Origin of the sequence: Bellilinea sp. (genome assembly GCF_034432615.1) — a bacterium.
Lineage (GTDB): Bacteria > Chloroflexota > Anaerolineae > Anaerolineales > Anaerolineaceae > Bellilinea.
The window spans coordinates 15,380-29,279 of sequence record NZ_DAOUBL010000142.1 but is presented as its reverse complement, the minus strand read 5'-3'; the positions used below and the strand labels follow the sequence as shown (position 1 = coordinate 29,279).

The following is a 13,900-nucleotide window of genomic DNA, read 5'->3' as shown; positions in this document are numbered from 1 at the left end:
CCCCGGCAATCAAGGCGCCCGTTTGACCGGTTTGCAGGTTGATTGGGCTGCTCATGCGCCCGCTGAGGGTCATTTCCAGGGTGCTACCGGCCTGTAAATCGGTTGTGCTGAACAGATCCAACGTTACTCCTTGAATCTGGCGCTGACCCATCGGCTGCAGCTGGCTGCTTTGGAGGGTCATGCTGCCCTGTGGAATCATGACAATCGCAGCATCTACCGGCAGGTTGATAGGGATGCGCACCGTCGTCCGGCGAGAGAGCGGCAGATCATAGGCAAACAAAATCTGGCTGCCGCTTCCGGGGGGAACAGGCTGCGTATCCGCAAAACCCTTTTCAGTCATGATGAACCGCCCGCCAACCGCACCGCTCTGGAATTGTAAATTGGTTGCACCTTCGGGCAATTCAAAATAGACTACCGGTTGGCCGGGTGCCTCACCGCTAATCACCTTGCTGCCGGTGTTGTTCAATAAGAACAGCTCCGCCACTTGAATTGCATCGGGGTTGGTAAAATCAAAGAAAACATGCAGACGATCCACCCGTAATGCCGATATATCGGTCGTAGTGTCATAGACCGTGACGGGCAGTTCAATCGGATTACTCAGCGGATCACCCAGATTATGAAACACATCCGAATTGAAGGTAAAACCCTGATAATTGACCGATACGATGAAAGCGCGGCCGGGGACGATTTCGACATCCGGAAAGGTGTAGGTACCGTCCGCTGCTACCTCGGCTTCCGCCCCATACACTTGCGCCATTCCATCATAGCCGGCCAGTTCAGCGGTCAAACCGGCGGGCAACGGTCCGCCGGAGCCGTTGATCACCTTCCCCTGAATGGCAACTCGCAAATCAGATGCCGGTTGCGATTGTTCGCTCTGATTTTGATCAGCCGTACCGGGGACAATCTGCTCCAGCGCGGGGGTTTGAACAGCGGGAGAAGTTTCAAAACTCAAAGTACGCGAAAAGGCCGCCAGCGCCAAAATTTGGGAGTCGTTAAATTCGCTGGCAAAGGCAGGCATGTTGCCTTTTCCACGCTGAATAATACTGGCCATCTCCACCAGTGAAAGGGATGCCAGCCGCGAATTATCATCCCGCCAGCCGGGCGCCTGTGCACTGCCCTGCCCATCAACCCCATGACAGTTCTGGCATTTTTGCTGATACAGTTCAGCGCCTTGTGTCAGCAAATCTTGCGGCAGGGAAAGGCTCAGGGCATACGCCACTACATCCCAGCGTTGACGTTCATCGAGCGAACGGAAAGGCGGCATAAACCGCTCGATATTGCCGTTGGTCACAATCCGGTACCATTCCACCGGTCGCGCGCCTTGCGCCAGCGATAAGTCGCCCAGTGGCGGCACGGGCACCGTCAATTGAGAGGCCTGCGCCCCATCCCCCATGCCGCGTTCCCCATGACAGGCGGCACATTTCTCGGCGTAAATCTGAGCGCCGCGCTGCGGGTTGGGCGGAACGGTTGGATACAATACTTCACTGGTTGCCGCCGGAGACTGCTGAGCAACAAAAGACTGTGCATTGGGCGGCGGCGTAACATCTGCTGCCAGCGAAACAGCGCATCCGCTCACCCCTGCCCAGACGAGGACAAGAAGCAAACCACGAAAACAGGCAGTTCCTTTTTTAAGAAACATGGTCATCCATTCTAAAGTGATTTTTCAACGGGATTCCCGCATTTGGAGCAAAAGCGGTCATTTTGAGTAACTGGATTTCCGCATTGTGGACAAAAACCGGCCGGACGAGCCTGTTGCTGCCGCTTGCGTTCCAGAATGGCCAGTTCAACCTCATCCAGCTCAGCCACGGCAGCCGGGCGGCCCGCCGCATCTGCCCGGCGTGCGGCAATGGCTGCCTCAATCCGTTCTTCGGCTGATTTTTGCCTGCCATTGCCCGGTTGAAGCGCATCCAGTTGGCGAAGGATGTCTGCCCCGTGTTTCAATAAAGCCGCCCGTTCGTGCGGGTAATCTTCAGCGGGGATCTTTCCAAGGGCGTAATCAAATTCCAGTTCCTGCAAGGCAGAAAGGACACGTTCCTGCTCGGCAAGCAGTGCAGACCTCAAATGATCTTTTTCCTGAGAGGTTTTACGCTCCTGGATCAATTTTTCGGTTTCTTTAATTCGCAGAAAAGGCTGTGTCAAAATCATCCCTACCAGTAATGCCAGCGCAAGGATTAGCAGAACGGAGCCTAAATCCATGAAATTGATTCTCCTCGCATCAAAGTTTAAGGTAGCAGCGGGTCAACTGCGCCCCGAATTTCGGTAACAGACAGGAACGGCCCTTTTTTGACGAACGCCAATCTTCCCTCACGGTCAATGATGTAGGTTTCAGGTACACCCTGAATACGGAACATCTGCGAAATGCGCGTGCGCAAATCGGGGCCGTTGGGGTAAGTCAGTCCAAATTGCTGAATGAAGGCCTTGGCTTCCGGTTCCGTATCCACGTAATCCACGCCCAAAAATACTACATCGCCGCGCGGCTTGTAGAATTGCCAGGCTTCTTCCAGTTCAAAGGCTTCCTGCTCGCAGGGTTTACACCACGAAGCCCAAAAGTTTACCACAATCACTTTACCCTGCATTTGCTGGGTGTTATATACTTCCCCGTCAAAGGTTTTAAGTTCAAAATAGGGCACCTTCTGGCCGATGACAATTGGGCCTTCCTGAGTTCGGCGCAAACCCAAACCAATCAGCACCAGAAAACCGATCAGCGCTGCGAACACCAGACCGACCACCCAACGCGGCAAGGTCTGGCGATTCGTTCTTTCAGCGTTGTTGATTCGCTCCTCAACCATTCAATCTTCTCCTCGTCCCATCCCATTGAAAGGGAATGCTTATCTGCCTTCGCGCTCCCGACGGCGTAGTTCTTCCTCAATCCGCGCCAGATAAGGGTCTTCCGCTGATTCGGGAGATGTTCCGCTTGCAGCAGAATCGCCGGTCACGGCGGGAGCAGGTTTTTGCATCGAACGGAAAACCCGCACAACGATCCATACCCCGCCTAACAGAAAAAGCGGCGGCAGAACATACACCAGCCAGTTCAAACCCCGCGCAGGGGGAACATCCAGCACACGGTCCCCGTACTGCTCGGCAAAATACTGGCGGATTTCTTCATCCGTCAACCCCTCGGAAAGTTTCAGGCGGATCAACGCGCGCCATTGGGCACAGGCCTGGGTAGGACAGACATCCAGGGGAATGTTTTCACACACCGGGCAGTACATTTGTTTTGCCACGCGGTTAACATCGTCATCCGAAGGGGTGGGCTGCTGAGCGAAAGCCGAATCAACTGCCATTGCCAGCAGAATGCCCGCCAGCACCACCAGTAAAGCCAACCGCTGCAAAAAGCCTGTTTTTCCGTCCATACGCATCAATCTCCGCTCGAACGGCTGGGAATCACCTGACCCCGCCGCACCGCCACCGCCACCGGCTGAGGATCCTTATCCGGCCAGGCTGCTACCAGCATCCCCAAAATAAAGACAAAGCCGCCAATCCACAACCAGTTGATCAGAGGATTGTGATAAACCTTGAAAGTCACACCGGTGGAGGAGATCGGCTCCCAGTCCACCAGCAGCACATACAGGTCATCCTCAATCGTGCTCCTGACCCCGGGAATCGTCATCGGCTGCATGGAGTCAAAGTACAGGTCGCGGCGCGGGTGCAACTCTCCCAGCATACGGCCGTCACGACTGACCAGCACCGTCGCGCGGGCAACATTGCGCCCATCGTTGGCATCAAAGATATCCAGCCGCGTAAAGGTGACTTCATAACGCCCCAGGCGCAGTGAACCGCCCGGCGGAATGGTGCCCTGGGTTTCGGTCTGGAACATTTCAATACCGATGATTCCCAGCGCCATCAACACCACCCCCAGATGGATAATATACCCCCCGTAACGGCGGCGGTTGCGCGCCATCAGGTTGAAAAGCGCCGCCAGTAACCCTTCGCCGGTGCGGCGGCGGCGGGCAGTGACTCCACGGTAGTATTCAAACAAGGTGATAAAAATGACCAGTGCGACCAGCAGAAAACCGAGCAGCGCTCCAACGTTGCGAATTCCGCCGGCAAATACCGCAATGACCACCACCACAGCCGCCAGAGCCGGCTTCCAGAGCGCCTTGCCCAGTGTTTTCAGCGTGGAATGCCCCCACGCCGAGAGCGGTGCTATCCCCATCAACAGCAAAAGCCCGGCAAACAGCGGCCCGGTGGAGCGTTCGTAAAACGCCGGTCCCACCGTTACTTTTTGTCCGGTGAACAACTCCGAAATGAGCGGGAAGACCGTCCCCCAGAAAACAACCACAAGGATGCCCATGAAAAGCAGATTGTTCAGGAGAAACAGCGCCTCACGGGAAAGCAGGGAGTGCATCGTCCCTTCGGAGCGCAGAATGTCCCAGCGCCACACCAGCAGCCACACAGAAATGATCATGGACAGGGCAATAAAGCCAAAAAACATCGGGCCAATCGCGCTTTGTGCAAAGGAATGAACGCTGGAAAGAACGCCGGAACGTGTCAAAAAGGTGCCAAAGATGACCAAAGCATAGGTGAGAACAATCAGGATCATGTTCCAGCGTTTGAACAAACCGCGTTTTTCCTGAATCATCACCGAGTGCAGGAAGGCGGTTCCGGTCAGCCACGGCATGAACGCGGCATTTTCAACCGGGTCCCACGCCCAGTAACCACCCCAACCCAGCACATCATACGCCCAACGGCTGCCCAAAACCAGACCCAGAGAAAGGAACAGCCAGGCCACCAGCGTCCAGCGGCGGGTGATGCGGATCCAACGGTCATCGGTACGTCCCGTGACCAGCGCCGCCACTGCAAAGGCATACGGAATGACGAAAGAAACAAACCCAAGGTAGAGCATCGGCGGGTGAATGATCATACCCGGATGACGCAGCAACGGGTTAAGCCCACGGCCATCCGCCGGAATCAACGGCGCAGCGCCGGCAGGCGGAAGCATGGCAATCACCTGATTGCCAGCCGCCGTTACCCAGAAACGCACAAACGGATTTTCAAAGAAAAGGATTAAAGCAAGGAAAAAGGTCAGCGTAACCAGCCCGACCAGGATCACCCACGGCAGAAATTCGCGGTCGCGTTCCCACTTGCGCAGGGTAACCGCAGTGGTGAAGGCTGACATCAGCCATGCCCAGAAGACCAGCGAGCCGGACTGTCCACCCCACAGCGCCGTGATCTTGAGGTAAAGCGGCATGGTACTGCTGGTGACATTGTAAACATACTGGACCTGATACTGCCCGGTGACCAGCAGCAAAATGATTGAAAAGGCAACGATACTGATCAATGGAAAGGTGATCTGCATGGCTTTGCGGGCGCTTTCCACCCACGCCAGCGAATTCTTGCGCACTCCGACAATCGAGGCAAAGATACCATACAATGAGGTGATGAAACTCACAACCAGTACACCAAAACCGATATTTGCAAGCATATCCTCTCCTCTACTCCCTTAGGCGTAAACAGCAAAGCGCCGGGGGCATCTCATCCCGGCAGAAAAATCTGGATTGGAGCACACTCCCGCCGAATCAGCCATCCATCGCCTGATCGGGAACGGCTTCCTCATAGCGGGTGGGACATTTAAGTAATAATTCCTCAGCATAAAAAATGCCATCCTGCCCCAATTTTCCCGTCACAATCGCCTGAGCTTCATTGCGCATCAGATCGGGCATGACGCCATTGTAAACCACTTTCAACCGAGGTTGAGCAGGGTCATTGACCGCGGAATGAAGCACCGCCGCAAGCCCGCCCTGCGCTGTGATCTCTTTCTGGTCACCGGGGATATGGGCAATGACAAATTCCAGCCGCAGGGTGCTGGAATCGTATTGAATCGAATCGCCAATCACCGCACCGGAAATGCGCAATTCGCGATCTCCAATTTCGGCCGCTTTTTCTTCCAGTTCTGCTACCGTTATAAAATACTGCGCACTGGCCTGCATTGAAGAAGCAATTAAATAAATAACCGCTGCAACAATCAGCAGTCCGCCAATTAAGAATTTCGTTCGGCTTCCTGAGGATGTGCGCGCGGTGGATTGAGAGTCGTTCATCGGACCTCCTGTAAAGATAAATCACAATGGATGAATCATGCTCCGTTTTCAATTTTCCATGCAAACATTAATCGAAAATGAGAAATACCGAAAAGAGGGATGAGAATGTATAACCTCAGGTGAAAATTGGCACAATCTCATTGGAGGGTATTATAACCTGTTTTATCGGATTTCAGTTTGCGCCAGCACAAACTTGACTTTTTGCTGGTTGATTCATGACAATTGACAACACGACAGCCATGCTGGTAAATGCCGCCAGAGATCATTCATTACTCTTTGGGTCGCCTGAGCAAAGACATCCCAGCGCCCATATGCCTCTCCATCGCTGTTATCCACCAGATCCGTAACCCCCCGCAAGATCAGGCAAGGGGTTTGGTTGCGCTGAGCCACCCAGGCAATGGCACCGCTTTCCCAATCGCCGGCAATGCCATTAAATTGAGCAATCAAACCGGGAATTTGAGATGGGTCGAGGTCACGATCCGCGGAGAGCAGCGCCGCACGGTGTACAGCCTGCGGATAGGGCTGAGTCAGCCAGTCAAGATTCAGCCGGATATGGTAGGCCTCCAGCGCTTCCCAACTGTCCGACATTCTTTCTTCAATATCGTACATCCACGTTTCTTCTGCCAGAACAATCTCACCCCGCTCAATCCTTCCAGAAAAGCCGCCGCAAGTACCTAAATTAATCACCAGTTTGGGCTGCCAGCGTTGAATGGCATACTGGGTAGAAGCCGCCGCTGCGGTTTTCCCCCAACCGCCGTGAAAAATTATCAGCGGCCGGTTTGCAATAACGCCTTCCACGAAAGTCCCCAGCGGGTATGACCTGTGATTCATCCCCCGTAAATGAGGATCGAGGGCTTTCCATTCCTCATTTGCAGATATGATGACCACTCCCCAGATGAATGAATCCATCCTCAATCCTCAGTAAGCGGTTCGTCTTCTTTTGGGAAGATCTGGTTACTGGTCAACAAATCCAGCAGCGACTTCCGGCGAGGAGTTTCCAGCCGGCGGGTACCGCTTTGAGCTGCCTGCCAGATCCATTCAGCCGCTTCATAGGCGGCTCTCGGCTTTCCGAGTCGGCGTGCCTGTGCGGCACGCTTTTTCAGTAAGGCCTGTTGGTTAATCCATAAATGCGAAAGCGCCTCTAACATCTCCATGGGGGATTCAACCCGCTCGCCGGCTCCGTTATTGACTACATACTCCATATTGCCGGTTTCCTGCCCGGGCAACACATCCACCAGAATCATCGGCAGTCCGCATGCCAGCGATTCGGTCACAATCAACCCGCCAGCCTTGCAGACGATCAGATCAGAGGCGCGCATGAACGACGGCATTTCACTGGTGTATTCGTACAAATGCACCGGCACATGCCAGATGACCTCGTGCAACTCACGGAAAGTATCCCGATCTTTGCCGCACACTACCACCAGTTGAAGAGGCGCGCCAAAGTGATTGATCACCTGCAAGGCGTCCATCAGTCCACTTACCCGCCGGCTGCCCACTGCCAGAATGGTGAATAGATCGGGCTGCCACCCCAATTGAGTTCTCAACTCCAGAGGGGAGCGTTTCTCCTCCGCAATTTGGGGATGTACCGGTATGCCGGTAATGTGAATTTTCTCTGCAGCCACGCCAGCTTCAATGGCCAGTTCCCGCACTTCCGGTGTGGGCACGAGCAGCATATCCACGTTGGCATGGAACCACAACCGATGCACCGAGACCAGATCGGTCACCACCGTAATCAGCGGGACAAAGGTGCGGAAGATGGAAAATACCGCCGATAGCGGCGCCTGATACAAAGGATACGTGGTTACAATCACATCCGGCTTTTGTCTGCGCACCAAATCACGCAATACTTCAAACAACATCACGGTTAAGGCGCTTTCCAGCAGCAGACTGGTCAGGGTCGTATCCGAGGCATCGTAGCCAAGTTTGTAGAGTTCAGGCGCTTTGCGCACCAGCAAATCATAATCCGACTGGCTTTCCCGCAATAAAATGGGTGTCTTTTTATCATCCAGCGGGTTGACAATTTCCACCTGCACCTGCTCGCCGTATTGACGCTGTAATGCCGCTGCCAGCGCGTTCGCCGCGCTGCGATGCCCAAAACCGGCATCGGCCGTCAAAATTAACACTTTTTTCTTATTTGCCTGGCTCATCATTCACCCGACTTTCCCAAAGTCAGTTTTCCTTCAAGGTAGGCATGTAATGCTTCCAACGCACAACGGGCTGAGAAGGCTTTGTTTTCCTCCCGGCTGCCCTGCCCATAGAAAGCGGCTGCCCAATTGCCCTCCACCGCGCTCAGCCCGATCCATACCAGTCCAACCGGCTTGCCCGGCTGGGCACCCCCCGGCCCGGCAATCCCGCTGATGGCAACCCCAACCAGTTTTTCCTCCGCCACCTGATCGGAAAACAGTCGCCGCACGCCTTGCGCCATTTCCAGCACCGTTTCCCGGCTGACCGCGCCGAACTGGATGAGGGTTTCCGGCTTGACCCCCAGCAGCGATTGTTTGGCTTCGTAAGAGTAAGCCGTTATTCCTCCCAGAAAATACTCTGAACTGCCGGGCACATTGGTGATCAAGTGCCCCAATAACCCCCCCGTACAGGATTCTGCCAGCACCAGTTTCTGACCGCGCTGGATGAATAAGCGACCAATACGGTTTTCGAGCGGAGCTTCCATAACTCCGATTATAACCGAGTATAATTGGGCCGGACGCTATCCATGATCCAATGGAGGGAAAACCCATCATGCCGCAGGCCACCTATCATTTTCCAAACGGATTTTTGTGGGGAACGGCCACCTCTTCTCATCAGGTGGAAGGCAACAATACCAACAACAACTGGGCTGCCTGGGAAGCTCAGGAAGGGCGTATCAAATTCGGACATAAAGCCGGTCTGGCGTGTGACTGGTGGGGCGGCCGCTGGAAAGAAGATTTTGACCGCGCCGCCGATACGGGACAAAATGCGCACCGTTTGTCCATCGAGTGGAGCCGTATCCAGCCCAAACCGGATAGCTGGAACGAAGAAGCCCTGAATTATTACCGCGAGATGATTCGCGGTCTTGAACAGCGCAATATGACACCCATGGTCACCCTGCACCACTTCAGTGACCCGCTCTGGCTGATGGACCTGGGCGGATGGGAAAACCCGGATGTGCCGGCGCTGTTTGATAAGTTTGTGGCAAAAGTGGTCGAGGCACTTAAAGAATACGTCAGCCTGTGGGTGACCATCAACGAGCCGAATGTGTATACCTACGGGGGCTATCTGGGCGGCGGCTTCCCGCCGGGCAAAAATGACTTAAAGTCAGCCTTTGCCGTTTTGAGCAATATGGTGCAGGCACATGCGCTGGCTTACCGCACCATTCACCGCATCCAAAAACATGCCCGCGTCGGCATTGCCCTCAATTACCGCAGTTTTGCCCCAGCCCGCCCAGCCTCGCCCTTTGACCGCTGGATGGCTGGTTTTCTGCATAACAACTTCAACCTCTCCTTCATCCGCGCCATCAGCGAGGGTACGTTTCGCTTTGCCCTGCAAAAGACGAGCATTCCCGAAGCCTCCAAAACCCAGGATTTTGTGGGAATCAATTATTACTCGCGCGATTTGGTCGCCTTCAAACCGCTGGCCTTCAACTCACTCTTTCATAAACTTTCCTATCCCAAAAACGCCGACTTGAGCGACACCGGCTTTATTGCCAACATTCCGGAGGGGATGTTTGAAGCGCTCAAATGGGCAAACCGTTTCAAATTGCCCATTATCGTCACCGAAAACGGCGTAGAGGACGCCGACGATCACCTGCGCCCGCGCTATACCATTCAGCACATTCATCAGATGTGGCGGGCGATCAACTTCAATTACCCGATTAAGGGCTATTTTCACTGGTCGCTGGTAGATAATTTTGAGTGGGAACGCGGCTGGACGCAGCGTTTTGGCCTGTGGGGGCTCGATCCCGAAACCCAGGTGCGCACCCGCCGGCCCAGCGTGGACGTGTATGCCGATATTTGCCAGCGCAACGGGATTGCCTCCGAGATGGTGGAAAAATACGCCCCAGAGGTATTTGCCTCTCTCTTCCCCGCCTGAGCGCTGACCGGGGCGGTCCAAGCGGCCAACGGACAACGGCATCTTACGGCTGGCTGTCCGCCTTACGCTTACGGTGAAGACAATTGGATGCTTTCAACAATTGCATCCGCCAGCTGTTGAATTTCGGGTGAGAGTTCAATCTCCTCATAAGGCCCGGAGCTGAAATCATCCAGACTGATGGTGAAGATCAGATTACCGGCGGGAATTTGATAGGGCAAATCCTCTTTGTAACCGTACAGAACAACTTTATCCTTGCCCTCGTAACGGATCATCCTCTTGCGAATGGTTTGCCCGAGGAATTGAACCGTTCCGCCATCAACGACATCACCCGCCGGTACACCGGTTCTCAGGATATGGGTTTCATCATCGGCAAATTTTGTTCCAATTACCAGCGTCAGGACGCGACGGTCATTGAGGAAAAACAAATTCAAGTAGCGATCGCGAATACAGGCACCCCACTCCACAGGAATCAATACAGAATAGTGATATTGGGGATGAATGTAAAGCCGCCAGCCCTGATACTTTCCTTCTGTTTGTTGGGGCAATGCGTTCACATCAAGAACTTTATAGGACTCACATGCGGGAATTAATGTCGGTGTCCGAGTCGGGCGGGGAGAAGGGATTACTTTGTCCTGGATGGTTGGCGTAAATGTGAGGAACGGTGATGGGGTTGAGGTTGTTTCCGTTTGCGGGGTGGCTGACAGGGTGGAAGTTGATTCTGTGTCAATGGGCTCATTTGGCGTGCAAGCCGCTAAAGCCATTGCCAATATTGTTCCCAATAGAAGCCATCGGTACATTCTATTTACCTCCATTGATACCCGTTGGAACATGCTTTGCCTCAAAGACATACCCGTTTGCGCTGCTGACATTGATCGTCCTCGTTCGGCCGCAATTATTACAATATAACATCTCTGAAATCGTAATGGTACTTCCACCGGTATAGGTTGCCGCAAATGCTACATGTCCATAAGGGGGCATATACGGCAACGGCTGATGAACGATTGTGTACTCCAAGTTTTCGATACAACCTGGTCAGATATGATTCGACAGTTTTTGGGGAAATTTTCAAATCGAGTGCAATTTGATGATGGGTTTTTCCATCGCATAACAACTCCATGATTTGCCTCTCCCGGTGAGTTAATTCCATTTTCATCGTGGTCCTCCTGGATTTTTTCGGCTTCCATTCTATTCCATTGATAAGCGGGGTCGGTTGGCAAAATCATTCTCCCAATCAATCTAAACCTCAGAAAGATCAATCTGTATCCAACATCAACCCGAAGAGGGATAATTTAATTATACGAACGGGGTGGCTGCCAAAGAGGCTTCCGCAAGTTTATCGTCCTGTTGAAGCTGGAACTTGAAAAATAATTTGGTGCAACGATTGGGATATATATGAAGAGGGTGTTGAAAAACTTAGGTCAACCCCCACCTGTGGTGGTATTTTTGCCAAAATTGCGAAAAGCAGCCCCCATATGTGACTTTTTCAACACTCTCTATATGAAAATTGCCTATTGACAAAATAGAATATATGTTCTATTATATGAAAAAGCCAGTTGCTTTTTCTCAAATAGCAGATAAAAAGGAGATAACGAAAATGAACCTCTCTTCCCATCCCGACAGTTGGTCTTTGTCGAAATTGTTTTCCGGCGTTCGGCTGCGGCCCGGGCTGCTCTTCGGCTTGATCATTCTTTCCGCTTTAATCGCCTTCGAGATCTTCAACTACTCCACCACCGATTTTGCCTTGCGTGACCTGCTCGGAGATTTACGTTTCGCTGGCATCCGCTGGGCTACCATTCTCTCGATTGCCTTTTGCGGGATTGACTTTGCCGGCATTGCGCGCCTGTTCACCCCTGAACAGGGCCGTGATGAGCCCAAGGAAGTCTGGTACCTGCTGGGCGCCTGGCTGCTGGCAGCTACCATGAATGCCGTGTTAACCTGGTGGGGTGTTTCAATGGCCATTGCCAGCCATCCCGTTTCCAGCACGGCGGTCATTGATCAGGACACCCTGATGAATGTTGTCCCGGTTTTCGTTGCTTTGATGGTCTGGATCATCCGCATTTTGATTATCGGTTCTCTCTCCATCGCCGGTGAGCGAATCTTCTCTACTGCGCCAACGCGTCCAACCTTTGCTGGCTCAAGTCAGCGCACCAGCCGGCCGGCAACCATGCCAACTGCCAGCGCTTCTCCCGCCGGGCTGAACAACGCCAGCCTGTCCAGTCGCCGCACGGTTGTTCCCCGCCCCGGCCTGAGCAGCGAAGGGCTGGCACCCCGTCCGGAACCTACCTACCACAACATGCAGGCACGTTCTTCGCTGCGCGCACCCACTACTTCACAGACGACCAGCTCACGACAAACCAACCTCAAGTTGTGAGCGTACCTTTCCCACAGCGGGCAGGCATGGACGTTCCTCCGCCGTCCACCTGCCCTTTTTTTTATTACGCCAGCGGCAGCCAGACGGTAAAACGCGTCCCCTTACCGACCTGCGACTCCACCTCAATCTGCCCCCCATGCCGGTCAACAATCCACTTTGCAATGGACAGCCCCAGCCCAAAACCGCTGCTCTCGGTGCGCTTGCGGGATGGGTCGCCGCGATAAAAGCGGTCGAAGATGTACGGCAGGTCTTCGGGTGGTATGCCCGGCCCGGTGTCTTCCACTTTCAAACAGGCACGCTGTTCTATCTTACCGAGCCACAAGCGCACTTCTCCACCCACCGGAGTGTAATTGACCGCATTGGACACCAGATTGAGAATAACCTGTTTCAGGCGGTCGCGGTCACCGTTGATCAGTACCTGATCAATTTCCTCCAGGCGCAAATTGACCTTGCCGCTCGCCAGCACTTGCATTTGCTGGATGACCTCCAGTAGAATGGTATCCAGCTCGACCGGTTTCAGCTCCAACGGCAGCTGACCCGATTCCGCCTGCGCCAGCAGCAACAAATCCCCCACCAGACGGCTCAGGCGGTCCACTTCTTTCTCAATGCTGCGCAGCGATTCTTCATCCAATTCGTTCGTCAGGCGCATTAACCCCACCTCGCCCTTAATCACCGTCAGCGGGGTGCGCAATTCGTGGCTGACATCCGCTAGAAATCTGCGCTGGGTGGCAAATAATTTTTCCAACCGCTCCAGAGTCTGGTTGAAGGCTCGAATCAGGCGGCTGACCTCATCCTCAGCCGTTGCTGCCACCGGAATGCGCCGTGAAAGGTCATCGGCCTGGGTGATTTGCGTGGCAACCTGGGTCACCGTTTCCAGCTGAGCCAGCGCCTCACCCGTCAACGCCCATGTGGTTACCAGTACCACAATCATCAAGGTAATCGTCAGCGCAATCAACACGGTTGCCAGTGTGTTTTGGGTAATTTCTACCAGCGCCAGGCTCAATCCCACCTGCAGATAGCCCACCGGCCCGCGGTTGGTACGCAGCGGCACCGAAAGCACCCGCACCCGAACACCGTTGATGGATTGAGAACTGAAAAACACCTGCCCCAATCGTACACCGGCCTCATCCAGTGGACTGGTCAGCCCAACCGGACGACTGAACTGCAAGCGCCGTTCGGTATCCCACACTTGAAAGAGTAAATTTTCGGTCGGCTGGTAGGCGGATAACTGGCGAATATCAAACTGATTATTAGCGCTCACCCGCAGCCGTTCGATGATCTGATTGGCAGACTGGCTGAGCCGGCTGTCAATTTGTTCCAGCAGCACCTGACTGACGATTGAAAAAACCAGAAATCCGAATAACAACAAGACTACGCCAACCAGCGCACTGTATGTGATTGAAAGGCGCAGTCGCAGGGACAT

General features: G+C 53.9%; 14 protein-coding genes. 2 read left to right on the top strand and 12 right to left on the bottom strand.

Features of this window, described 5'->3' with window-relative positions; translation table 11 throughout:
- The 9 genes from VAE48_RS06440 to VAE48_RS06400 all read right to left on the bottom strand — a co-directional run.
- Nucleotides 1-1,639, bottom strand: a 1,639-nt coding sequence (locus VAE48_RS06440; protein WP_322792493.1) for a c-type cytochrome, incomplete at its 3' end; no start/stop codon positions are given.
- 11 nt (nucleotides 1,640-1,650) lie between these two features.
- Entirely contained in the window at nucleotides 1,651-2,196 is a 546-nt protein-coding gene (locus VAE48_RS06435; protein WP_322792492.1) for a zinc ribbon domain-containing protein, read from the bottom strand.
- 26 nt (nucleotides 2,197-2,222) lie between these two features.
- A complete protein-coding gene (locus VAE48_RS06430; RefSeq protein ID WP_322792491.1) occupies nucleotides 2,223-2,789 on the bottom strand; it encodes a TlpA disulfide reductase family protein in 567 nt (188 codons plus the stop codon).
- 39 nt (nucleotides 2,790-2,828) lie between these two features.
- A complete protein-coding gene (locus tag VAE48_RS06425) occupies nucleotides 2,829-3,353 on the bottom strand; it encodes a cytochrome c-type biogenesis protein (protein ID WP_322792490.1) in 525 nt (174 codons plus the stop codon).
- Between the two features lie 5 nt (nucleotides 3,354-3,358).
- Nucleotides 3,359-5,425 (bottom strand): heme lyase CcmF/NrfE family subunit, encoded by a 2,067-nt coding sequence (locus VAE48_RS06420; protein ID WP_322792489.1) that lies wholly within the window; start codon nucleotides 5,423-5,425, stop codon nucleotides 3,359-3,361.
- 94 nt (nucleotides 5,426-5,519) lie between these two features.
- Nucleotides 5,520-6,038, bottom strand: coding sequence for a cytochrome c maturation protein CcmE (locus tag VAE48_RS06415; RefSeq protein ID WP_322792488.1), 519 nt, complete (start codon nucleotides 6,036-6,038; stop codon nucleotides 5,520-5,522).
- Nucleotides 6,039-6,251: 213 nt separating this feature from the next.
- Nucleotides 6,252-6,947: a 5'-methylthioadenosine/S-adenosylhomocysteine nucleosidase gene (locus VAE48_RS06410; RefSeq protein ID WP_322792487.1), complete on the bottom strand. Its 696-nt coding sequence runs from the start codon at nucleotides 6,945-6,947 to the stop codon at nucleotides 6,252-6,254.
- 2 nt (nucleotides 6,948-6,949) lie between these two features.
- Nucleotides 6,950-8,191 carry an MGDG synthase family glycosyltransferase gene (locus VAE48_RS06405; RefSeq protein ID WP_322792486.1) on the bottom strand — a complete coding sequence of 414 codons (1,242 nt, stop codon included), beginning with the start codon at nucleotides 8,189-8,191 and terminating at the stop codon, nucleotides 6,950-6,952.
- Nucleotides 8,188-8,709 (bottom strand): CinA family protein, encoded by a 522-nt coding sequence (locus tag VAE48_RS06400; RefSeq protein WP_322792485.1) that lies wholly within the window; start codon nucleotides 8,707-8,709, stop codon nucleotides 8,188-8,190. The genes VAE48_RS06405 and VAE48_RS06400 overlap by 4 nt, the downstream gene beginning before the upstream one ends.
- A 68-nt stretch (nucleotides 8,710-8,777) precedes the next feature.
- On the opposite strand from VAE48_RS06400, the gene VAE48_RS06395 reads away from it, so the two are divergent.
- Nucleotides 8,778-10,106, top strand: coding sequence for a glycoside hydrolase family 1 protein (locus tag VAE48_RS06395; protein WP_322792484.1), 1,329 nt, complete (start codon nucleotides 8,778-8,780; stop codon nucleotides 10,104-10,106).
- Nucleotides 10,107-10,174: 68 nt separating this feature from the next.
- On the opposite strand, the gene VAE48_RS06390 is transcribed toward VAE48_RS06395, so the two are convergent.
- On the bottom strand, nucleotides 10,175-10,903 hold the full coding sequence (locus VAE48_RS06390; protein WP_322792483.1) for a hypothetical protein: 729 nt from the start codon (nucleotides 10,901-10,903) through the stop codon (nucleotides 10,175-10,177).
- A 98-nt stretch (nucleotides 10,904-11,001) separates the two neighbouring features.
- Complete coding sequence (locus VAE48_RS17490) at nucleotides 11,002-11,253, bottom strand: helix-turn-helix domain-containing protein (RefSeq protein WP_416181029.1); 252 nt, start codon at nucleotides 11,251-11,253, stop codon at nucleotides 11,002-11,004.
- Between the two features lie 447 nt (nucleotides 11,254-11,700).
- Between VAE48_RS17490 and VAE48_RS06385 the strand changes: the two genes are divergently transcribed.
- Nucleotides 11,701-12,477 (top strand): hypothetical protein, encoded by a 777-nt coding sequence (locus VAE48_RS06385; RefSeq protein ID WP_322792482.1) that lies wholly within the window; start codon nucleotides 11,701-11,703, stop codon nucleotides 12,475-12,477.
- A 64-nt stretch (nucleotides 12,478-12,541) separates the two neighbouring features.
- On the opposite strand, the gene VAE48_RS06380 is transcribed toward VAE48_RS06385, so the two are convergent.
- Nucleotides 12,542-13,900 (bottom strand): sensor histidine kinase, encoded by a 1,359-nt coding sequence (locus VAE48_RS06380; protein WP_322792481.1) that lies wholly within the window; start codon nucleotides 13,898-13,900, stop codon nucleotides 12,542-12,544.